The organism is Bdellovibrio sp. HCB-110, from assembly GCF_047323225.1.
Classification (GTDB): Bacteria; Bdellovibrionota; Bdellovibrionia; order Bdellovibrionales; family Bdellovibrionaceae; genus Bdellovibrio.
The window spans coordinates 3,442,256-3,463,332 of record NZ_CP178750.1; the positions used below are offsets into that span (position 1 = coordinate 3,442,256).

Below are 21,077 nucleotides of genomic sequence, written 5' to 3' on the forward strand. Positions count from 1 at the left end.
TCTCAGACACCTAATGAAGAAGCGGTAACAAGAGCGTCGTCAGTGCTTGGGGTAACTTATGAGGATTTGACAAAATTTGAATGTGTCCCATACCAAACATTTGCGGCAGATAGAATTTAGCTTTTTCCTCGATCGCCAAGCATTTGACATGAACATTCTGCTGTTGTGCTTCCCTCACCGCTTGTTTGATATCCTCGATCCCGTAGCGTCCTTCGTACTGATCATAGTCCGAGGCTTTTCCGTCACTCAGTAAAACAATGAGCTTGTGGCGCGCAGAGGATGTTTTCATAATTTCCAAGCTGTGCCGCAAAGCCGGGCCGATACGGGTGTATCCGACAGGTTCCAAAGTGCTCAAATTTTTTCTAAATTGCGCCCAAGACTCATCAAATTTTTTGAGTTCCTCGAAAACACACTGATGTCTAGTATTGCTGTGAAATGCCGCGACACTTAGGCATTCCGGTTCTTTCACAAAAGCTTCGCTGACCAAGCAAATACTATTTTTTATGACGTCTAAAATTCTTTCGTTAGCGATCCATGAGTCGGTAGAAAGACTGCTATCAATCAAGAAAAGACATTGCCAGTCCTTTTTATGTTTTGTACTGCGAATATAAAAACGATCCTCCCCCGAGTTCCCACTCTTAAGATCCGCGTGACGGTTGACCAAGGCATCAATGTCGAGTTCTTCCCCATCACGTTGCCTTTTTTTCCACAAAGGTTTGGAGCGAACGTGCTCAAAAAGTTTTGCGATTTCTTTCTTTTCTTTGCCGTAGGCCTCCGCCATTTCAAAGGAAGTATCAGACACCGGAGAACGAGTTTCCACCCGACACCAGTTTTCTTTGTAATTCCTTCTTTTAAAATCCCATTCAGGATAAAAATGAACACGGGAGGAAGTCGGCAAGGCGTCTTTACTTGCAAGATCAGGGGCGACACCGTGAATTCGAATATCCGCTTTATAAAGGGACTGCGTTCGTTCTCGACTGCGAGTCACTTCACGCATATTGAGTTCCTCCAAGGCCTCTGCATGATCTTGCAAATTATCATCACCGTCCTGCGTACGCATTCCGCCCTGATACTCCTCCAATGTTTCGGTTTTTTCAAAAGAGTGACTGACCGGACTATTTTCATCCTTTTTATTTTCAAGATTCACTTGCACAACATCTTCACGATTTCGCCCTTGCACTTCAGTTCCACTGGCTAGAGTTTCAGAAGACACATCTTCATCTGTCTCTGTGATCTCGCCGGTTGACAAAAGATCCGGCGACATGAGAAGCCCCCAAAGGACAAAGGCTTCCTCGGCCACGGCAGGGCCCAGCGGAAGCGAAGCAAGGTGAGTTCTATAAGCAGCATCGGCAAACTTCCAAAGACTAAAAGTACTTTTATGAGTGCTGAATATAATACTTTTCCAACAACTGTCTTTTAAATTTTCCGACAAAAGGTCATAGATCCATTGAGCAACGATTCCGTTCTGTGTGTTGCGGTCCTCATCCGAGAGTGATTGTAGTTCCGCTAAAGTCCCTTGTCTCAGGGTTTCTATCACCTGAATCGTGCCCGGAAACTCCAAAGAAATAGTATGATAAACCTGGTGAATCACTAGGCAGGTATAAACCTTTTTTTCAATTTCCGAGAGTTCACGTGGCGGAAGACAGAACCCTAATTGTTTAGCTGAACAATAGAACAGAGTCCGTTGAATAAAGACCAACTCATTAAGTCGCTTTGACGGAAGAGGGCACAAAGATTTCGGATAGTAAAAATGCACCCCTGAAAATCCGCCGATCTTTTCGGCTTCGTGTATTTGAATAGGCTCACCGCAAAGAGATTTTGCAATAACCTGCAAGCGAGACTCTAAATCTTTTAAGTCCACTCTTTGTTCATAATGCGGAGGTTTGGGGTCCGCCGTGAGTTTTTTAAAAAGTTTGTGCCCAAATGCAAAAAACTTTTCATCAAAGCCCATATGCTAAAATATCATGGCGGCCACGTCTTGCAAGGCCGTCATAATATCTCCGTCATCCGTGAGAGGCTGCACAATCGCGACATCACAGGACCGACGCGGTTCCAATCCGTCGCGTATCAGTTTACCGGCATCGACAAGAAGCCGCGTGGATGCTGTCTCCGCCAGACCCAATTCTTTGAGATTGCGAATCTTTCCAGCGAAGCGAACTAATTTTTGCGCCATATCCAAAGAACATTGCGCTTCTACTTTAACGATTTCGGCTTCGAGTTCCGGGTGAGGATAATCAAAATGCATCGCCACAAATCTTTGTCTTGTGGAAGGTTTCAACTCTTTAAGCCCGCGCTGATAACCCGGATTAAAACTCACAATAAGCATGAACTCCGGCGACGCTTTGACTTCTTCGTTCACCTTATCAAGCGTGAGAGAGCGGCGGTGATCTGTAAGAGGATGGAGCACAACAATCACGTCTTCGCGGGCCTCGGCGACTTCATCTAAATAAAGAATTGCGCCCTCGCGCAAAGCCCGCGTCACCGGTCCATCCTGCCAAACAGTGTCTCCACCTTTAACAATAAAACGTCCTAGCAGATCCGTCGCCGAAGTGTCTTCGTTGCACGCCACGGTGATAAGGGGACGGCCCCGACGAGCAGCCATGGCCTCAATGAAGCGGGACTTTCCGCAGCCCGTGGGCCCTTTCAACATCAGAGGCAATTGATTCCGATAAGCGCTGTCGAAGATTTCTTCTTCATCTCCGACAGCTTGATAAAATGGTATTTTAATTGTGGGCGCCAGCATTTTCTACCTTCCCTTTTGGTAACCCGTATTTAATGAAGATCCCAATGAAGGCAAAAATTCCAAGGCTGAATAAGGTTGCAGCTAAAACGAGCCCCAAGAAGTGCACTTCGATTTCTTTTTGTACCAAAAGAAAATCCATGCCCATTTTTCTTTCCAAGTACACCTGAGCTACTCCGGCAATTCCGAATGCGACAGTCATCGCTGTCATACCGATGTTCGAAGTCCAGAAAGCGAAGGCACTCCAACCGCTATCATAAAGTTTCCTGCCAGTGAGATTAGGCATGGTATAAGCGATCATTGCGAATACCAACATAGCATAAGCACCCCAGAAAGCGAGATGCCCGTGCATCGCTGTCACCAACGTCCCGTGAGTATAAACATTGACCTGCGGTAACGTATGAGCAAAACCTAAGAAGCCGGCACCTACGAATGACATGACCGCGCACCCGATTGTCCAGGTTAAAGCCAGACGATTGGGATGTTGACGTCCTCCCTTTTTTGCCATGGCAATGGCATAAATCGCCATTCCTAAAAACGCCACGGGCTCAAGAGCACTGAACAGTCCACCAATCATCAACCAGTAGCGAGGAGTTCCAATGAAATAATAATGGTGACCCGTTCCTAAGATTCCCGAAAGAAATGTAAAGCCCACGATAACGTAAAGCCATTTTTCGATGATCTCGCGATCGACCCCCGTCAACTTGATCAAAAGGAAACTTAAGATAGCTCCCATGATCAACTCCCATACACCTTCAACCCACAAGTGCACGACCCACCATCTCCAGTAAGAGTCCATTGTCTGATTGGTTGTTGGGATCATGCCTGGAAGGTAAAGCAAGGCTGCACTCAGTAGACCGAAAAATAACACCATATTTGTTGTGCTATATCTGCGCCCCTTCCATATTGTTCCTCCGATAAGGAAAATAAAAAGTAAAACGTCTACGACCACCAGGTAGTCGAGCGGGCGCGGAATTTCTAAAAACTTTCTTCCTTCCCACCAATTAAAATGAAAGCCAATAATCGCAGTCACTCCAACAGCGACGAAAGCTCCCAATTGCACATAAGCCAGCTTGGGGAAGATCAACTCACGATCTGATTCCTCAGGCGTTATGTAATAGGCAGCTCCCATAAATCCCGCCAATAGCCACATCACTAGTAAATTAGTGTGCGTGGCACGCGCCGTATGAAAAGGGATGATACTGTGCAAGTTATCGTATCCCATATGAGCAAAGCCCATGATAAATCCGTAAACGATTTGCAGTGACAAGAGAAGCATGCACACCGCAAAGAAGTAGTAGGCTATTTTCTGTGTTTTAAATTTCATAACAGAATCCTTATTTCAACATTGAAAGATAAGTTGCGAGTTCTTGAACCTGTTCATCCGTCAAAGGTAGCTTCGGCATTTTCGAATCCGCTTTCACCGCCAGCGGATCGCGCAACCAAGAAACAAAAAACTCATGTTCTTTACGACTGCCCACCCCGTCCAAGGCCGGTCCCACGACCCCACCTTTTCCTTGCACCATGTGACATGCGACACAAACCTGATCAAAAACGGCAGGACGTGGAGGCAAATTAGTTTGGGTTAGTGTCGTCGGTGCAGGAGCCGGCGCTAAGTCAGGTTTCGCGGGGAATCCATTGAGATCCGTCTCTCCGATCCACTTCAAGAAAGCGATCAGAGAATTGATTTCTTCTTCAGTGAAGTTGTACTGCTGCATTTTTCGTTGGCCGGGATACATGGCCGCAGGGTCTTTCAGCATGGATTTGATAAAAGCTTCGCCTCGACGTTCATAGACTTTGGTGAGCTCAGGAGCATAATAGGCGCCTTCTCCCATGATAGTGTGACACCCCATGCAGTTATTCTGCTCCCACAGGTCTTTTCCATGAATAACTTCGGGAGTGATATTTTCCGATCGAGTCTGCTTAGGTACTCGCTGAATGGTGTCCACCGTCAGAAGAACAAAACATCCCGAACAGACGATGGTACCGATGAGAAAAAACTTCTTGGCGGCCGATTTCGACAACATTGAAACTCCTTTAATATGAACATGGACATCTTACGGAAAACACCAACGCCAAAACATGATTCAAATCAATAACTCAACGTGCGACATACGAGTTCCACCCAGGGGGTTGAGGCACTTTCTTACTCTATTCCAGCTCCCTCGATGACTTTGCCACCAACTTAACAAAAAGCTCTTGCAAATCCACATCCATCTCTACACTTTTAAAAAAAGGATTCATAATGCAGATGCGGATCAAAACTAATTCGTCCGCATCTAATTCCCCTTGCCAGGTCTTCACAAACTCTTCGAAGTAAGAGGAGTAATTTTTTAAATAAAGCACGGTTTTGGAAAGATAAAAATCACTCTTCTCATCGCATCCCAACGATTCGTACAGACGGAGCGTTCTTTCATTCACTTTTTTTAAAGAGTCTCCCACGCGCGCAAGGTTGAAACCTAAAAGATTGGAATCAACAAACGGTGCCAGGCGCACTTCTTTAGTCTCTTCCGTCAGACGCCGTTCAAGTTCTTTTCGCAAACGGATGGTGCGAGCGATAATTTGCCCATAACCTTCTTGAGAAAGTCCCACACATTGAGACGTCATCCATGTGGCGACGGCGCCCGTCGCCGGTCTGGAACCCTCGAGTGTAAAAGGCCCCTTGTCGCGCTGAACGGAAAAATCCACATAGGGTCCGCCGAAGGATTGTTGATAATAATCTTTGGAGTCATCCGTCAAAAAAACGCCGGAGGCATAAGGAACGTATCCTAACTTGTGAGGGTCTATCGTCACTGAGGTAGCTAAACCGACGGCCCGGATCGCTTTTAAACTTTCTTCCGAAAGAGCTTCTGCCACTTGTGGATCGTCACCTATTAATGAGCATAAAAAACCACCATAAGCGGCATCGACGTGATGCCACAAGTGCCAACCTCGCTCTTCCTGATATCGATTTAATAAAGCCTGAACCTCATGAATGGGATCTATCATTCCCAATTCCGTCGTACCTAAAACGGAAACCACCATCATCACAGGGCGGTCTTCGGTATGGGCGCGCAGAATCTGTTTTTCTAAATCCTGCACATCGAGATGTCCCTTGGAGCTAACTTGAACGGACCACAGAGAATCCGCACCTAAACCAAAGACGTTCACAGCCTTAACCCATGAATAATGTTTATGCTGCGGCACCAGCAATACGGGACTGCGACAAAGGTGAAAGTCTTCTGTTTGTTGAACAAAGTCCCGCAGCCACTCGTAACGAACCCAACCCATTGCTGCACTTTCAAAAGCGGATGGACTGCCACATTCCCGCCCAACTGCCATCCAGTTAAAACAACGAGTACGCGCGCGATAAACGGCTTCAAAATTCGCGATCGTTCCCCCGGAGGTAAAATGGCCAATACCATTTTGAAAACCAATCATCTTCGCCAAAGCGCCAACGGCCTCTTCCTCGATCAACACTCCTACTTTTGAGGACTCCCCGGAGATATTATTGGGATTGTGAAGCAAAGTTAGAATATGTCCAAAAAGAGCTGGTAGTGACATCTCAGAAAACATATGTCCTATGTAGCGAGGTGAAAACTTAGGAATTTCTTGCTCAAATCGGGATGCCAGTTCTTTCAGGACTTTTTCAGTGCGCGCCTTGACAAGAAGATATTCCGGAGTCTTCATATCGTCTTCCGAAATAGCCCTTCCGTCCTCAGGGCGAAAACTGCGACGCCAGTCAAACCAAGATTTTAAGAGGGTGTCGATTTGAGTCGATACCCACTCGTGATTCTCCGCCTGAGGTCCCAGAAAAAGACTCTTTAACGCCACTTCTTCCGATCTGCACTTTTCCATATGATTTATTTTCTTTCCATGCCGCCCAGCTTGCACCAGTGACTCAAATTCGAGAATCAAACCTCCCGGTGGATTTATTTTCCCGAAAATATTGATCCAGATCATAGAAGGGACTGCCTCTTTCAAGAGAAGCTCAAGTTGAGGTATGTATGATGGATATCACGCAAAGATTAAAAAGCCTGGATTGCTTTAAAGACGTCCCAGAGTGGATTCTTAAAAATTTATCGTATCAATTCGAGGTGGTCTATATCCGCCAGCGCGAAGTTCTTTTTAAAGAGGATACTCCAATCAAAGACCTTTACATTGTTTTATATGGTTCATTTAAAATTCAAAGAAAGATTCCAAGCTCTACTCCGGTCATTCTGAACTTTCTGGGACGAGGCGAGTTTTTGGGAGTCGCCATGGCCGGACTCACTTATCCCAAATATCCGGCTTCAGCCATAGCCAATGAAGATAGTGCTGTTCTACGTTTTGACCGGGATTTTTTTTTGAAAGAATTGATGAAAATGGATGGCATACTAAGCGCGGTCAATCAGCAAATCGGGGAGCGCTTTCTGGAGTTTCAGAATGACCGCTGTATGGAAAAAGCCCGGGTACCGCAAAAAGTCGCGGATTTCCTTATTAGAATATGGTCTCGTCAAAAAGATTCCGGGAATTCGCAAATTATCATTCCCATCACCCGTAAAGACATTGCTCATCGTGTTGGAACACACTCTGAAACTGTCATCAGAGTATTAAGCGTTTGGACCAAAAAAGGTTGGATTAAAACTATCGACAGACACATTGAGATTCTCGATCTAGGAAAGCTCCAGGAGGTTCGCAATGAAGGACATTTTAAATACCCTTCAGGATCAGCATCAGATAATTCTCAAAATGTTGGATCGACCTGAGCAGGTCCGTGAACTTATCCACTATGTTGAAGCAATTCATCATCCTTTAGAGGAAGAACAGCTTTTTCCTTTTCTAGAACAGCAAGAGTGCCTGAACCAAGGCGGCCCACGTTGCTCTTACTTCATGGGTCTTCGTTTGGATTGTGACCCTTTAAAGCTGATTCGTGAGCATCTACATGATTTTTTCTTGGCGACGAAGTTCTCTGCAAAAACATATCCTCATCCCTCTTGGCTAAAACCACAAAGCCCTTTAAGCATTCCCTTTGAAGAACATGTTGTCGGAGCCGAACTGGCTCAATCTCTTTTATACATTTTAGATAATCCGGAAATGGCTCTTACGGACAAGTACTTTTCGAAACTCTATGATGACTACTGCCGTCTGCTCAAAATGCACATTGATAAAGAGGACAATTGCCTCTTTATCATGTGCCGAAGGGTTCTTATTTAGTCTCCACAAAAACCGCAACAACCTTCTTTTTTCTTTTTAGTAATTTTAAGCTTCCACGTTGAGGGCCCCTGCTCCAGGTACTCGTGCTTGAACTCACCGCCTTTGAGATCGTTGAACTGACGAAGCAATGGGATTGGATCGTGAGTATTGACGATGATCAGACTTTCGCCGCCTTCCAAATTGTCAAAGCTTTGAAAGATGAACGCATGTCTCTCTGGCGCTGGAATCTTTTGGGCCTCGATAATAAAATCAGTCATAAGGAATCTCCTTCTTCTGGAATACAGACTAGGAAATCCCCGCAATAAAAACATTGATCCGGGTCAATTCTTAATAAATTTAGCAAGTTCTTTGGGATCTTTATCTGCGCCTATCTGGCGCCCCTGAACAACTCCATCTGAATCCAAGACTGTGATGATAAACGAATGATCGTAATCACCACCCTCAATTTTCTTATACTTAATTCCCAGAACGCTTGCGATCTCCCGCGGACTTTTATCCGAAGCAGAAGTATAAAGACTCCAACGCGAACTCAATTTCCTTTTGTCAGAATATTCCTTGAGAACATCCGGAGTGTCTTTTTTTGGATCAAAACTCACCAAAACGAAACGTGCGCTCTTTTTACCTTGAGCATCCAGTGCCTTTTCCAACTGCTGCATCTGCGCAATGATCAGGGGACAAGCGTATGCACAGCTTGTATAGGCCATAGAAATTACTACCGGCCGTCCTTTCAAAGAATCCAACGAAACCTTTTTCCCTGCAGAGTCCAAAAGCTCCGATTTTAAATTATAAATGGAATCTTCACTGAGTTTAACGGAATCATCAGCTTCTGTTTTTGTTTCGTGGTGATGATGGTGTTCCTGAGATCCAGCCGCAACAGTGAGTATCGAAACGAAAATTAAAAAGACACTTTTCAAAAAAATCACAATCACTCCTTGTCTTTCACACAGCGAAATCCCAAATTTCTGACTGTGTATTTAGCCTGCAAACTGCTGCGAAATGCATAGCGCATAAACGCGGCGTAATCGGCAGGGTCTGCGGCAGAGGCAGCGCCTCCCCCGCAAAATAAATTTCTATCTAGAGCAGAATCCGCTCTTGATTCTCCGGTCACCATGGAAGAATTAAAATCTTCTACCCACTCCCAAATCAAACCATGCAAATCATAGACATCTTTTGAATTTGGGACATTCTTCATAACGGAAGGCAGGGGCCAGTCAGCACTTTTTCCATACCACTCCAATATGACACTCTTGAGATCACTTTTGTCCTTAAAAGGAAGTTGTGCAGCGTATTCCCACTCATCGATAGTCGCCAATCGTTTTCCTTGACTGTCACAGTAAGCGCGGGCGGCATACCAACTGACTCGGACAACAGGTGAGGTCTTTATAGCGGCGTCACCAAATTGCAGATCCCCCACCCAATATTCCAGATAGTTGTTATCAGCAAAAATTTTTTTCACTTTGGATTTTCGCCATTCAGGATAGCTTCGAACGAATTCCAGGTATTCCACATTGGTAACAGGATGCTGATCAATGTAAAACTTTGGAATCTTACGCGGAGTTTTATCCAGAAGAGCGGGCATTTTGAAAGAGCCCGAAGGGAGTAGAATCATCTCCCCCCAAATAGAGCCGGACGAAAATATCCCAAAAAATATAACGAGTTTAATCAGAAGTTTCTTGGGATATTTCATATAAAACCTATTTTACTTTTCCCGAGGCGCGAACCTCTTTAACTTCTTCAGGAGTTACTTTTTTCTTAGAGTTGCCCCATGCATTGTAAACATAGTTTAGAACGTTGGCGATTTCTTCATCAGAAAGGATTTGTGCCGGCATGATCGAGTTGAACTCTTTTCCATTCACAGTGATTTTTCCATCAAGGCCGTGAACAACCGCAGAGATCGCTTTGTTCTTATTATTATTCAAGAAGTCCGATTTTGCCAATGGAGGAAAAGCTCCTGGCAAGCCTTGACCATTAGTTTGATGGCAGGCAAAACACGAAGATTCATAAATGCGTTTACCACGCGCAATACTTTCCTCGATGGATTTAGCCGGAACCGGAATTGGAGCTTTTTCGCCAATCTCCTGAATAACACCACCTTCTGGAAGATAAATCCCGTCTTCTGTTTTTCCGGAATAAACCTCTTTATCGGCCTCGCCTTCCACTTTGAGCATTCCCAATGCCCCTTTATTAAAGGCGCGGAAAATAGAATGGTCGACCAAGATAAAAGTTCCAGTAGTTTGCAATTTAAAATCGACGATCGCTGAACCACCTGCCGGAACTAAAGTCGTTTGCACGTTCTCATTCACAAGCTTTCCGCCTTCGACATAAACTTTATCGAAGATCTCACCGATCACATGAAATGAAGAAACAAGATTAGGTCCACCATTACCGACGAAAAGACGCACAGTCTCGCCTGTTTTTGCTTTCATCGCTTTATCACCAACCAAGGCTCCGACATTTCCGTTAAAGACCACGTAGTCCGGTTTTTCTTCAACGGCCTTCGTCATGCTAAATGGTTGAAGGCCTGCGGCTCCGTATTTTCCTTTAGTATAGAACTCACTCTGCATCACATAGAATTCACGATCGACTTTAGGTAAACCTTCTTTAGGCTCCACCAAAATCAAACCGTACATCCCGTTAGCGATATGCATACCGACAGGAGCCGTCGCACAGTGATAGACATAGAGCCCTGGATTCAATGCTTTAAAATTGAAAGTCGAGCTGTGGCCCGGAGCTGTGAATGAACCTTCCGCTCCCCCGCCTTGTCCAGTCACCGCATGCAGGTCGATATTGTGGGGCAATTTGCTGGAAGGATGATTGTGAAGGTGGAACTCCACATGGTCCCCTTCACGAATGCGAATAAATTTACCTGGAACTTTTCCACCAAATGTCCAGAAAGTGTAATCCACACCGTCAGTCAGGCGCATCTTTACTTCTTTGGTTTCAAGATTCACAATGACTTTTGTCGCATGTTTACGAGTAATAGGAGGCGGAACTTCAGGGGCGTCTGTGAGCACAGCCACCTCCTCACCTTTGATCTTTTCTTCCGCGTAGGCAGAAATCGCTAATAGACAAGCCGCTAAAACTACAAGAGGCTTTTTTCGAGTTAAACACTTCATATCAGTCTCCTTGATGATGACCCTGTCTAAATCCTAAGATAAATCCTCGGGTCACAATATGACGGTCGTCAACTTTGCCACTTGGAGGATATAAATCCATTCCGGGGGTGGAGAAAAAGGGGACTCTTTTGGGTTGGTGTTTCAAAGTTAGACAGGTCCAGCTGCCTAAAAACAAATAAAAAGGGGGCTTACAAAGTCCCTTTTTTGCATTCTAATGCCGTCGATGAGCACACGTATTCACAAGCTGATGTTAGCGGTCCTTTTTCTTTGCACTTTCTCTGCAGTGACGGGCTATGCCCAAGGGCTTTGCCAAGTCTCTGCGAAGTCCCATCGCCTGGCGATGGATCAACGCGATGATTTGCGTTTGAAGTGCTTGAAGCAAAAAAAATCCCAAATCAATGTTAGTCAGTGTTTGAATGTCGCAAAGTCGATGGAGTATTCAACGAACGCGGAAGATGCTCGCTTGGTTTGTCTTTACGATCTTCGCCCAACTTTGAAAGAGTGTTTTGCGATTTCAAAATCAATGGAGTATCCTGACTCTGGAGATGAAGCTCGTTGGGAATGTCTTCGTCGCTTCAACAAAACTATCACTGCAAAACAGTGCAAAAAAATCGCGGAGAGCATGAGCTATCCTGCGAATGCACAGAGAGCAGATCAATATTGCTCTTCAGAACTGCAGTAGTTTTTGATAATCAAAACTCGCTCGCATTCTAGACCTTAGAGTAATTTATTACAAATTTGCAAAAAACCAGACTTGCCGTTGCTATCAATGGTCCCTATTCTGTCCTCATAGGACTCGGAAAAAATCCGCAGAAAGGGATATCTCTTATCATGACTCAATCTATGGAAGAAAAAGCGAAAAAGACTAAGATTATTGTAAAAGCTCCAACTCAAGAACGTTCTCGTCAAACAGTCGCGACCATCTTAGATGCCTGTTCTCGCTTGTTGATTTCTGAAGGGTTCTATTCAATCACTACGGATAAAATTGCTAAAGAAGCTGGTGTGAGCATCGGTTCTCTTTATCAATTCTTCGGAAATAAAGAATCCGTTGTTCAAGCTGTCGTAAAAAACATCATCGAAGAAGATAAACGTTTGATCAGCGAAAAAATGCGCCCGATCTCTCCCCTTCCTCCTGAACAGCGTGTGAAGGCGATGATTGAACTTGCGGTTGAGACCATCCGCCGCAATTCAGATCTTCGTGCGAAGTTGACAACAATTCAGTACTACGTGGCGGACGCTGCTTATATCTCTGAATCCATTCGCTTCTTCCAAGAAGTGGTTCGCTACAACCTTCCACAGATCCCGGGCCGTGACATGGATAAGGTTTCTTACCTTGTTGTGAACGCCTTTATCGGACTTGTGAACACAATGTCGATTGATAAACCCGAGGCGATCCACGATCAAGCCATTGTGAATGAGATCACTCAATTGTTCTTTAAATATTTAGATCTAGATACACCAGTAGCCACGGCCACCGTCGGAGCTTCTGCTGCCACTCGCGCAAAAGGCGACTTTATCTAAATCTTTGTACTCCGTTACTGTTCTGCGAAGGGGCTTCCATTCATGGAGGCCCCTTTTTATTTCTAATGGTGACTTGGAAAAAGTTATAATTTATAACTTTTAAATGGCTTTCATGAGATAAAAGAAATAGAAAAGCCCCATTAACAAGGAGCTATTTATGAAACTCATCACTATTACAATGACTCTTCTTTTATCTTTGGCAGCCCAAGCAGAAACGACTTATCACTATACTTGCTACAACAAAACCGCTCGCACTCTGGAAGACGCGTATCTGATTGCCGATGTGACCTTGAGCCCATCCCAAGTCGTTATGACAATCCTAAAAAACACGAATGAATCACCGGCCAACTGGAACCTCAATCAAGGTGAAACGCTTCAGTTTCTTCCTCTCACGGAAGCGCCGGCTCGTCGCACACTGAACTACTATTACGCTTACTATGCGACAAAAAACAAAGTAGGTCGCCCTGTTGAAGTTAGCTTCCGCAAGTATGATGCTGGCATGAGCACTCTGGGCCTTGCTTGGAACATCGAAGCGATTCCTGCAACTAAAGACGAAGTGGCGTACGGGACTGGCGGATCTCTTATCTGCGAAAGGAACTAAGTGAGTTTAAGCAAAGGCCAAAGAACCAAAGAGAATATTCTTGTCCAAGCCCTCACCTTGTATTCTGAAAAGGGGGCCCACAACGTTCCCTTTCAGGATATTGCTGACAAAGTGGGTATCACCCAAGCGGCCCTCTACAAGTACTTCAAAGATCGCGACGACCTTCTGGGAGCCGCGATTTTGCTGGGGGCGGAAAAAGGGCGAGAATTTTTCAATGCTACTCAACCCGCAAATTCCAATGCTCAAGAATCACTGGTTTTCAATCTCTCTAAGAACTTAGAATGGTGCGTGAAGGGCTCTCCCTTCACGTATGCGTTTTTATCACTGCATTTTTATGCTACACAGATTCCCCATATTCACAAAATTCGGCGCGACATCACCAAAGTGCGCTTGAAGCGCCTGGAAGACTATTTAGAACAGGGGAATAACGAAAAACTATGGTACGTAAAAGACCCTAAGCGCACAGCCCTTGTGATTAACAACCTTTTGCTGGGTGAAATGATGGAAATAATAAACGCTCCTAAAACTGAAAGTTTAAAGGAGCGTCAACATAGAGTCTGTGAAAATGTCTTAGCTTTAATAGGTGCAAAACCTATCTAGCGTTCTTTTTGTTATCATCCATGGCGACGGTTCTATCTTTTCTCGCCAAAGAAATAAGAGCGATATTGTATTTGTCTTTAGGGACTGCGATTACTGTATGAGCTGGAATCGGAGTTCCTTTTCTCGCCTTATAAGTCAAATGAGGGTTGTACATTTGAGCTTTTTCATCGTCACCGTCAAACCAGCTCACGATTTCTTTGTACTTTACAGAAACCGGAAGTTTTAAGTCTTGAGCGTTGAAAGGTTTTGACCAAACGACTGAGCCAAAATACTTTCCTGCATTCTTTTCCACTTCAAGTGCAGCCAAGAAACTTGCATAGAAGTTTCTGGAAGCAAAACCAAAGCTCTTACGGGATTTCACGTTTTGAACTAACTCGCCCAATTCACGTGTTTCATAGCTCTTGGTCATTTTCATAACGCCTGTGGGACCATGATTGTAGCCTGTAACAGCCAAAGGCCAGGACTCCAACATATTATAATTTTGGCGCAAAAGTTTTGCAGCAAGCTTTGTCGCTTCCAACGGATGATTGCGTTTATCCACCACCGGAGAAATCATTTTATAAGGACGAGCCGTGTAAGGCATAATTTGCCAAATTCCACTCGCACCCACCTTGGATCTTGCCATGATGTTGAAAGAACTTTCCACGAAAGCCAAACGCGTCAACTCAATCGGCATATTGGCGTCACGGAATATTTTCTCCATGTCTTCAATATAACGGCCCGAATAGAAGATGGCGTCTTGCATGCGATCTTTTTGACCTAACTGAAAACGCAAACGGTCTTTTTCTTCTTTCGTGAGCTTAAGACCGATGATGTTTTTTACTTCATCGACTTTCTTTTGTTTCTCACGCTCTGTTGTCAAACCTGTCAGGTCGACAACTTCATACACTTGCTCCACATTCTCAGCATCGTGAATCACGCCCTGAGTTGTGGAATATTTTGTATAGATATCAATCCAGAATTGAACTTTCTTTTCCATTCCCTGCGGAACGGCGAAAGCGTCTTCTTTATAGCCCAATGCCGATGTTTGATCTTTAAATACCGGAGCACGCCAAGGACGACTTTCTTCAGGGCTGCGACCAAGAACTTGAGGAACGACTTGTGTAGCAAGATCGTTCTGCGCCAGAGCCACTGGAGAAATCAAAAGACCCGCGTATAAAATTGAGACAGTGATTTTCTTCATGTAACGTTCACCTTCCAGACACTTCATCGGCTTATTTTACTAGATAGATAAGTAAATTATCAAAAAACGCGCGAACCTTCGCCTCATCTGTAGACCCGTTGTAAATAAATGAAAATGTGATCACGTGTCCATCTTCAATACCTGCGTAACCAGCCAGGGAAACGACGTTCGTCAAGAATCCCGTTTTTGCACGCACCCAACGTTCTGCTTTGGAGTTCTTCATTCGCTTTTTGAGCGTGCCATCAACACCCGCGATGGGCAAGGATGTGAGGAACTCTGGCTGGACCTGAAAATCATCTCGTAAATGCTGCAATACCTTCCACATCGCGAAAGACGACATTTTATTTTCGCGCGTCAAACCTGACGGCGAGTCTAAGCGATATTGATCTGCGGGAACTCCCAAACTTTGCATATGCTCATTGATAACTTGCACTCCATCAGCCAGGCTTGCGCCCTTTGTTTTTTTCACCGCTCCCAAATTTTTTGTCAGCATCTCGGCCACGTAGTTGTTGGAAAACTTGTTCATGTCAGCCACAACTTGTTCGATGGCTTTGCTCTCGGATTCAGCCAGCACATCGGCCTTCTCTGGTGTGACACCATTCTTGATGGAACCGGTGAGTTGAATTCCTCTTTGCGCCAAAAATGACTTCAAATTGTAACCTGACCAAAGGTCTGGTTGCGTGATGTTCTTAAATATCACTACTTCTTTAAGCCCCTGGCCAATGGAACCACCGACATGAATAACATCGCCATCAAACTTTTTATCCTCTTGGCGATCGGCGAGAAGTTTATTGTCTGAACCCGCCACTGTTTTCGCCTTATTGACCAGACGGATGTATTCATTTTCTGGATCAATGAAGACTTCAGCCCCATTGCCTTTGCCATTGGAGCGCACAAAAATATTCACTGAGTTCCAGTTAAAACTCATGGCCCCTGACGGAGCATCGTAAGCACGGTCCACACGCTCTTTTTGGCGACTGACGTCGTAACGAACTTTATCGAAAAGAGAGTCATCCACAATGATATCCCCTTCGATCTTTTTAATCCCCGTGCGCGTGAACGCGTTCACTAAAAACCACATGTTTTCAGAGACAAACGAAGGGTCTCCACCGCCTTTGAGATACAGATTCCCCTTCAACACACTGCTTTTAGGGTCCACAGTGCCTAACAACTGAGTTTTAAATTTATGTCCCGGAGGAAAATGGGCCAAGACCGCCGAAGCCGTTGCCACCTTTGAAATCGACGCAGGAATCATCGTCCTTTTTTCGTTTACATTCAGAAGAACTTTCATATCTTTACCCTCGCCCACAGTGGCGTAAACCCCCAGATCCGCTGTCTGAACGCCGTACTTTTTAGCAAGAGCTACAAATTCTTTTTCCACGTCAGCGAATCTATTTTCTTCAGAGGTTTGGGCATGGGTGGCAAGAGAGAAAAACAAGATGATGGCAACAACAAACTTCACGATTCAATTCTCCCTGTGTTAGGACTAAGTCCAGTTAGTCTAGCCCATACTAAATGTTATAGTTTTCCTTCGCAAGAACCAGAGTGAATTGTTAGACTGAAGTTCATGAAAAAACGTGAATGGCTTATCGTGATTCTTCCTCTGTTGGCGACGTGGTCTTTGGACCGCATCACCAAAATCTGGGCAACGGGAATCACTCAGTTGAAATCCTTTGGTCCGGTCCACTTCGTTCTGCATCACAATCACGGTGCGATGTTAGGTCTGTTTTCAGATCTTCCTTCTGTTTTGCGTATCGTGTCTCTTTCTACTGGCGGCGCATTTTTACTATGCACCTATGCCTTGATTCAGTATCTTCTCCCCATTAAGTCACTGACTTTGCGTTCGGGTCTTTCGATCCTTATTGGCGGAATTATCGGAAATGTGACGGATCGTATTGTCTGGGGTTATGTCGTCGACTTTATCGTGGTTGGAACTCCATCCCTTTCAAGTCCCGCATTTAACGTAGCCGATGCTTTGCAATGGGTGGGATACGCCTTGATTGTCTATGCGATCATTCGTGAAGGCGAACTTCTGTGGCCGGAAAATAACGTGCGCAAACAGTACTGGGTAAATATGCCGTTTCAGTTGAAGTACTGTTTTATTTTGATGGCCGTGGGGTTAAGCCTGACGCTGATCTGTTTGGTATTCTCGTACACGTACATGCGTGTGACGATTCAAGAACTGGTTGGCAACAATGCCTTCTTGGTGAATAAGTTCTTAGTTCCCTATGTCATTACGTTCGTGATTATCTGTGTGGCATTTTGCGCGATCTTGTTCGCCGTCGGACGTGTGATTTCACACAGAATCGCGGGTCCTCTTTATGCCTTTGAACGGTTCCTCAAAACATCTTTGGATGGAACATCTTCTCCTTTGAAACTGCGTGCCGGAGATGAGTTTAAACATCTGGAAGAGCTGGCCGAGCAGGTCAACGAGCGCCTCAATCAAATTAAAAAAGAACGCACAGTTCAAGTGATCGAATATTCCGAAGAAGAAAATTAACTCTCTGCTGGTTCACAACCAGCAGTTCCCGTCATAGTTTTTCTTAATAATAAACCTAAATTGAATCAATTATCTTAATAACCCGGATAGTCCTATTGTCCCCTTACTTCTTAACCAAGGGGGAACATATGATGCGAAGACGGTTTTTACAAATGGGCGTTGGATCTTTGATGGTCGCCGGAGTGGCTCGGGCCGCTGAGGTTTGCAAATTAACTCCTCCGCAAACAGAAGGACCTTTTTATCCTATCGAAGATCAACCGGATAAAGACTGGGATTTAACGCAATTAAAGGGCAAGAGAAAAACAGCCCTGGGTGAAATTGTTTGGGTTGGCGGCGAAGTTCGCGACGAAAATTGCGTGCCTGTTGCCGGAGCCTTGGTGGAAATTTGGCAAGCTTGTGTCACTGGAAGATACAATCACCCGAGTGATCCAAATACATCAGCGGCTTTAGATGAAAATTTCCAATACTGGGGAAAAGCCATCACGGATAAAAATGGGCGCTACACTTTTAAAACAATCAAACCTGGATCTTACCCGGCCGCTCGCGGATGGGATCGCCCCCCACACATTCACTACAAAGTGACAAAGCTTGGTTACTTGGAGCTCACGACACAGATGTATTTCGCCGGCGAAGATCTTAATAATCAAGATCGCATCTTGCAAAGACTCAGCCGCTCTGAACAAGAACAAGTGGTTCGTCCCATTGAAACTCGCAGTCACAACGGCGAACTCATAAAATGGGTGGAATTTTCTTTGCAAATTGAAAAGGCCTAATGTTCCCCAAAGAAAAAGTGGGCACGTATCACGTACCCACTCCAAAAATTAACTTGCGCTATTTAAAGGCAGCAAATCTTCATTGCTTGAATTTGCTGCTTTAAGAGGAGCACTTGTCATCTTCACGGTTTTCCTAGCAGGAGCTTTAGAGGCAACAACCGGCGCCGGTGTTGCATGGGAAGCTCCCTGTCCTTTGATTACTTCTACCAAAGTAGAAATCACGTGACTCATACTATCTGCCTGAGCAGAAAGTTCTTCCGCTGACGCCGCAGCTTCTTCAGAGGAAGCGGCATTAACTTGAGTGACTTGATCCAATTGATTCATAGCCTTGCTAATTTGCGTAATTCCATTAGCCTGTTCCGTGCTCGCAGACGCAATCTCGTTATTGATTTGTGTCACTTTTTTTACGGCTGCCACGATATCAACAAGGACGGCACCACTGCGCTCGGCTTGCTGACTTCCGTTTTCAATTCTCTCAACGCTTGTTTTAATCAGCTCTGTAATATCTTTCGCCGCAGAAGAACTTCTTTGTGCCAAACTGCGAACCGCTTCAGCCACAACGGCGAATCCTTTTCCTTGTTCTCCGGCACGCGCTGCTTCAACAGCGGCATTCAAAGCCAGAAGATTTGTTTGGAAGGCGATATCGTCAATCACGTTGATAATGTCAGCAATCTTTTTAGAGTCATGAGAGATTTCGCCCATGGATGAAACCAAGGCACGAATCTCTTGTTCCCCACGCCCCGCGATTTCGCTAGTTTCGTTGGACAACTGTGCCGCTTGGCTGGCGTTTTCCGAATTCACTTTCACCATAGATGAAAGTTCTTCGATTGTCGCCACAGTTTCTTCCAACGAAGAAGCCTGCTCTGTTGTCGCCTGTGATAATTCTTCCGAAGAAGATGCAATCTGCTGAGCCGCACTTGAAACCTGATCAGAAGCACTCGTTAGATTTTCGATCACACCATTGACCGACTTACTGAGCGAAGCCAAGACAAACCACGCAAACGAAACACCTAAAAGAATTGCCACGCCACTTACCAAAAGCATCAGCGTACGTGCATGTTGGTAGTCATTTGCAGCATCTTCCGCATCTTTGATCATGGCTTTTTCATTGCGATCCACTGTGGAATCGACAATTTCTTCGCCTGTAATTCTTAAAGGATTTCCCTTTTCTATAAGAAGGGCCATAGATCTTTTATCGTCATTCGTTTGCGCGATCTTACGCACGTCGTTTGTCACGGCCCACCATGCTTGGTAAGTTTCACGAAACTTGGCCATTTCTGCTTTGCCAACTTCCGTTGAAATATCAGAAAGACCATCAATCTTTTTTAACATTTCATCGTTTCGATTACTCATGAGCTTCTCAATTTTCTCCATGCCCTCTGGAGATTCTTCTAAAATGTAGCTTCGTATATTCGAGAGCTGCAAATAAAAGATTGACTGAATATCTTTCACTAAAGAAACCCTGGCGCTTCTTTCCTTCACAATACGATCCAATGTCGTGTTGATCATTTCCATTCGACTAAGCCCAATACCCGCGATGACAACGGAACCCAGAATCAGGATCCCCATCACCAATGCCAATTTGAAATTGAGACTTCGCTTTTTCATTTACACCTCCATTATGAATTCTCAAAAATTAATATTTAAATTTTTAGACAATAGAAAACCTTCGCCCCTCCACGGACGTCATTTACAAAAACAAAATAAATAAAAAGCCGTGCGGACTCGCACAGCGTAAGAACTATTTTATAAACAAATTTTACCTAACCAATTTCGGACGAAACTTTTAGAACTTAAGAGCAAAACTTCAATTTGTTTTTTATTTCTCTTTCGATGCTTCAATCTTCTTGAAATTTCGGACGCACTTCGTGCAGACAGGACCTTTAAAAATAAATCCAGAGCGAACTTCGCCTAAAATACGACGGCAACATCGCTTATGCGATTGAGATAATATCGTTTTGCAGTTTGATCTTTGTGACAGAAGGCTTGCAGATAATCTCCGTCGGGATTTCTCACGATACCAATCGGAGTGAGTCGACGAGTTTCACCTTTTGCAGAACCGCCTTGATAAACCATGTCGATATCTTTTTTATTATTGATCGCTTCGATCATGGCTTTGATGTGAGCATCCGAAGAAAACATCAAAGAATAATCTTTCCACCAAAGATTCTTCCCCTGACTTTTAATCGCTTGAGCCAATGTCGTTTGCTCACCCATTTTTTGAAAACAAGCAAGGCCCACTTGCAAACACGCTTTCGCATCGTCATAAGCGCGGTGGGCTTGCCCACCTTCCAGCAACATATGCTTCACCAAAGTTTGCAGTTTGTGGTTCTCAACCCCATGAATCCATTTTCGCGAAAGCAGGCTTGTGCAAAGTGCCGGCTCTACCGGTAAAGGCAATCGCGCTTTTTCAAAATCAATGGACATAAAACCCATATCAAAAGGAGCGTGATGAGCCATCACAACAGAGTCTTTAAAGAAATCATGGATCTCTTGCACTTTTTCAGACATCGGAGGCGCATCTTTAACCATGTCATTGGTGATGCCGTGAATACCGATAATAAAATCGCTCATCAACTCCCGAGGCTTCAGCAAAAACTGCATGCGTGCGATCTCTTGCCCCTTATACCACTTCACGGCGCCAAACTCGACGACGTCAAAACCGACGGGGTAAGCTCCACTGGTTTCAGTATCAAAAGCGACGTAAGAGTATTCATTTAAGGGCAGATCTAAATTCATGTTTTCACTAAGTCCAGTTTCGCTACGCTACACATCCTGCGGCGCAAGCCGCAACTTACAACGATCTGGGCTTTTGGTCCAGTTCCACGCGAACCCTCCCCGCGAAATCTTTGTTTTTCACGAACGGAT

General features: G+C 44.8%; 21 protein-coding genes. 8 read left to right on the plus strand and 13 right to left on the minus strand.

Annotated elements, in window-relative coordinates:
* Nucleotides 1-10: 10 nt before the first annotated feature.
* The 5 genes from ACL934_RS16335 to ACL934_RS16355 all read right to left on the minus strand — a co-directional run bounded on the left by ACL934_RS16335 (nt 11) and on the right by ACL934_RS16355 (nt 6,577).
* Nucleotides 11-1,951 carry a nitric oxide reductase activation protein NorD gene (locus tag ACL934_RS16335; RefSeq protein WP_413612604.1) on the minus strand — a complete coding sequence of 647 codons (1,941 nt, stop codon included), beginning with the start codon at nt 1,949-1,951 and terminating at the stop codon, nt 11-13.
* Between the two features lie 3 nt (nt 1,952-1,954).
* A complete protein-coding gene (locus ACL934_RS16340; protein WP_374075262.1) occupies nt 1,955-2,743 on the minus strand; it encodes a CbbQ/NirQ/NorQ/GpvN family protein in 789 nt (262 codons plus the stop codon).
* On the minus strand, nt 2,724-4,067 hold the full coding sequence (locus ACL934_RS16345) for a cbb3-type cytochrome c oxidase subunit I (RefSeq protein ID WP_374075264.1): 1,344 nt from the start codon (nt 4,065-4,067) through the stop codon (nt 2,724-2,726). Before ACL934_RS16345 ends, ACL934_RS16340 begins: the two co-directional genes overlap by 20 nt.
* Before the next feature lie 10 nt (nt 4,068-4,077).
* Complete coding sequence (locus ACL934_RS16350) at nt 4,078-4,767, minus strand: c-type cytochrome (RefSeq protein ID WP_374075266.1); 690 nt, start codon at nt 4,765-4,767, stop codon at nt 4,078-4,080.
* 124 nt (nt 4,768-4,891) lie between these two features.
* Entirely contained in the window at nt 4,892-6,577 is a 1,686-nt protein-coding gene (locus tag ACL934_RS16355; RefSeq protein ID WP_413612605.1) for a pyridoxal phosphate-dependent decarboxylase family protein, read from the minus strand.
* A 149-nt stretch (nt 6,578-6,726) separates the two neighbouring features.
* Here ACL934_RS16355 and ACL934_RS16360 point away from each other — a divergent pair, with 149 nt between their 5' ends.
* Both ACL934_RS16360 and ACL934_RS16365 read left to right on the plus strand, forming a co-directional pair.
* On the plus strand, nt 6,727-7,467 hold the full coding sequence (locus tag ACL934_RS16360) for a Crp/Fnr family transcriptional regulator (RefSeq protein ID WP_374075270.1): 741 nt from the start codon (nt 6,727-6,729) through the stop codon (nt 7,465-7,467).
* Nucleotides 7,400-7,915, plus strand: coding sequence for a hypothetical protein (locus ACL934_RS16365; protein ID WP_374075272.1), 516 nt, complete (start codon nt 7,400-7,402; stop codon nt 7,913-7,915). Before ACL934_RS16360 ends, ACL934_RS16365 begins: the two co-directional genes overlap by 68 nt.
* Here ACL934_RS16365 and ACL934_RS16370 read toward each other — a convergent pair.
* The 4 genes from ACL934_RS16370 to nirK all read right to left on the minus strand — a co-directional run bounded on the left by ACL934_RS16370 (nt 7,912) and on the right by nirK (nt 11,031).
* A complete protein-coding gene (locus ACL934_RS16370; RefSeq protein WP_374075274.1) occupies nt 7,912-8,172 on the minus strand; it encodes a DUF2249 domain-containing protein in 261 nt (86 codons plus the stop codon). The genes ACL934_RS16365 and ACL934_RS16370 overlap by 4 nt on opposite strands.
* Before the next feature lie 63 nt (nt 8,173-8,235).
* Nucleotides 8,236-8,838 (minus strand): SCO family protein, encoded by a 603-nt coding sequence (locus tag ACL934_RS16375; protein WP_374075276.1) that lies wholly within the window; start codon nt 8,836-8,838, stop codon nt 8,236-8,238.
* A 2-nt stretch (nt 8,839-8,840) separates the two neighbouring features.
* On the minus strand, nt 8,841-9,524 hold the full coding sequence (locus tag ACL934_RS16380; protein ID WP_374075278.1) for a formylglycine-generating enzyme family protein: 684 nt from the start codon (nt 9,522-9,524) through the stop codon (nt 8,841-8,843).
* An 85-nt stretch (nt 9,525-9,609) separates the two neighbouring features.
* The gene (nirK, locus tag ACL934_RS16385; protein WP_374075280.1) at nt 9,610-11,031 is read right to left on the minus strand and encodes a copper-containing nitrite reductase; all 1,422 of its coding nucleotides are present in this window, start codon (nt 11,029-11,031) and stop codon (nt 9,610-9,612) included.
* Between the two features lie 223 nt (nt 11,032-11,254).
* Between nirK and ACL934_RS16390 the strand changes: the two genes are divergently transcribed.
* The 4 genes from ACL934_RS16390 to ACL934_RS16405 all read left to right on the plus strand — a co-directional run bounded on the left by ACL934_RS16390 (nt 11,255) and on the right by ACL934_RS16405 (nt 13,753).
* Nucleotides 11,255-11,713 carry a hypothetical protein gene (locus tag ACL934_RS16390; RefSeq protein ID WP_374075282.1) on the plus strand — a complete coding sequence of 153 codons (459 nt, stop codon included), beginning with the start codon at nt 11,255-11,257 and terminating at the stop codon, nt 11,711-11,713.
* A 149-nt stretch (nt 11,714-11,862) separates the two neighbouring features.
* The gene (locus ACL934_RS16395) at nt 11,863-12,552 is read left to right on the plus strand and encodes a TetR/AcrR family transcriptional regulator (RefSeq protein WP_413612606.1); all 690 of its coding nucleotides are present in this window, start codon (nt 11,863-11,865) and stop codon (nt 12,550-12,552) included.
* Between the two features lie 157 nt (nt 12,553-12,709).
* Nucleotides 12,710-13,153 (plus strand): hypothetical protein, encoded by a 444-nt coding sequence (locus ACL934_RS16400; protein ID WP_374075285.1) that lies wholly within the window; start codon nt 12,710-12,712, stop codon nt 13,151-13,153.
* Nucleotides 13,154-13,753 carry a TetR/AcrR family transcriptional regulator gene (locus ACL934_RS16405; protein ID WP_413612607.1) on the plus strand — a complete coding sequence of 200 codons (600 nt, stop codon included), beginning with the start codon at nt 13,154-13,156 and terminating at the stop codon, nt 13,751-13,753. It abuts the gene before it with no gap.
* Here the strand turns inward: ACL934_RS16405 and ACL934_RS16410 are convergent.
* Together ACL934_RS16410 and dacB are read right to left on the minus strand one after the other, a co-directional pair.
* Entirely contained in the window at nt 13,746-14,936 is a 1,191-nt protein-coding gene (locus tag ACL934_RS16410; protein WP_374075289.1) for a lytic transglycosylase domain-containing protein, read from the minus strand. The genes ACL934_RS16405 and ACL934_RS16410 overlap by 8 nt on opposite strands.
* Nucleotides 14,937-14,967: 31 nt before the next feature.
* Complete coding sequence (gene dacB / locus ACL934_RS16415) at nt 14,968-16,398, minus strand: D-alanyl-D-alanine carboxypeptidase/D-alanyl-D-alanine-endopeptidase (protein ID WP_413612608.1); 1,431 nt, start codon at nt 16,396-16,398, stop codon at nt 14,968-14,970.
* A gap of 105 nt (nt 16,399-16,503) precedes the next feature.
* On the opposite strand from dacB, the gene ACL934_RS16420 reads away from it, so the two are divergent.
* Nucleotides 16,504-17,436: a signal peptidase II gene (locus tag ACL934_RS16420; RefSeq protein ID WP_374075294.1), complete on the plus strand. Its 933-nt coding sequence runs from the start codon at nt 16,504-16,506 to the stop codon at nt 17,434-17,436.
* 128 nt (nt 17,437-17,564) lie between these two features.
* Nucleotides 17,565-18,209, plus strand: coding sequence for a hypothetical protein (locus tag ACL934_RS16425; RefSeq protein WP_374075296.1), 645 nt, complete (start codon nt 17,565-17,567; stop codon nt 18,207-18,209).
* A gap of 48 nt (nt 18,210-18,257) precedes the next feature.
* Here the strand turns inward: ACL934_RS16425 and ACL934_RS16430 are convergent, their stop codons facing one another.
* Both ACL934_RS16430 and ACL934_RS16435 read right to left on the minus strand, forming a co-directional pair.
* Entirely contained in the window at nt 18,258-19,817 is a 1,560-nt protein-coding gene (locus ACL934_RS16430) for a methyl-accepting chemotaxis protein (RefSeq protein ID WP_413612609.1), read from the minus strand.
* A 303-nt stretch (nt 19,818-20,120) separates the two neighbouring features.
* Nucleotides 20,121-20,948: an exonuclease domain-containing protein gene (locus tag ACL934_RS16435; protein WP_413612610.1), complete on the minus strand. Its 828-nt coding sequence runs from the start codon at nt 20,946-20,948 to the stop codon at nt 20,121-20,123.
* Nucleotides 20,949-21,077: the final 129 nt, after the last annotated feature.

Bases quoted from the DNA above. Each gene is read 5' to 3' on its own strand.
- ACL934_RS16400 (WP_374075285.1), top strand. From the start codon at position 12,710: ATGAAACTCATCACTATTACAATGACTCTTCTTTTATCTTTGGCAGCC.
- ACL934_RS16390 (WP_374075282.1), top strand. From the start codon at position 11,255: ATGAGCACACGTATTCACAAGCTGATGTTAGCGGTCCTTTTTCTTTGC.
- ACL934_RS16380 (WP_374075278.1), bottom strand. From the start codon at position 9,524: ATGATTCTACTCCCTTCGGGCTCTTTCAAAATGCCCGCTCTTCTGGAT.
- ACL934_RS16370 (WP_374075274.1), bottom strand. From the start codon at position 8,172: ATGACTGATTTTATTATCGAGGCCCAAAAGATTCCAGCGCCAGAGAGA.
- ACL934_RS16395 (WP_413612606.1), top strand. From the start codon at position 11,863: ATGACTCAATCTATGGAAGAAAAAGCGAAAAAGACTAAGATTATTGTA.
- ACL934_RS16340 (WP_374075262.1), bottom strand. From the start codon at position 2,743: ATGCTGGCGCCCACAATTAAAATACCATTTTATCAAGCTGTCGGAGAT.
- ACL934_RS16345 (WP_374075264.1), bottom strand. From the start codon at position 4,067: ATGAAATTTAAAACACAGAAAATAGCCTACTACTTCTTTGCGGTGTGC.
- ACL934_RS16360 (WP_374075270.1), top strand. From the start codon at position 6,727: ATGATGGATATCACGCAAAGATTAAAAAGCCTGGATTGCTTTAAAGAC.
- ACL934_RS16335 (WP_413612604.1), bottom strand. From the start codon at position 1,951: ATGGGCTTTGATGAAAAGTTTTTTGCATTTGGGCACAAACTTTTTAAA.
- ACL934_RS16435 (WP_413612610.1), bottom strand. From the start codon at position 20,948: ATGAATTTAGATCTGCCCTTAAATGAATACTCTTACGTCGCTTTTGAT.
- ACL934_RS16430 (WP_413612609.1), bottom strand. From the start codon at position 19,817: ATGAAAAAGCGAAGTCTCAATTTCAAATTGGCATTGGTGATGGGGATC.
- ACL934_RS16350 (WP_374075266.1), bottom strand. From the start codon at position 4,767: ATGTTGTCGAAATCGGCCGCCAAGAAGTTTTTTCTCATCGGTACCATC.
- ACL934_RS16425 (WP_374075296.1), top strand. From the start codon at position 17,565: ATGATGCGAAGACGGTTTTTACAAATGGGCGTTGGATCTTTGATGGTC.
- ACL934_RS16410 (WP_374075289.1), bottom strand. From the start codon at position 14,936: ATGAAGAAAATCACTGTCTCAATTTTATACGCGGGTCTTTTGATTTCT.
- ACL934_RS16355 (WP_413612605.1), bottom strand. From the start codon at position 6,577: ATGGAAAAGTGCAGATCGGAAGAAGTGGCGTTAAAGAGTCTTTTTCTG.
- nirK (WP_374075280.1), bottom strand. From the start codon at position 11,031: ATGAAGTGTTTAACTCGAAAAAAGCCTCTTGTAGTTTTAGCGGCTTGT.
- ACL934_RS16365 (WP_374075272.1), top strand. From the start codon at position 7,400: ATGAAGGACATTTTAAATACCCTTCAGGATCAGCATCAGATAATTCTC.
- ACL934_RS16420 (WP_374075294.1), top strand. From the start codon at position 16,504: ATGAAAAAACGTGAATGGCTTATCGTGATTCTTCCTCTGTTGGCGACG.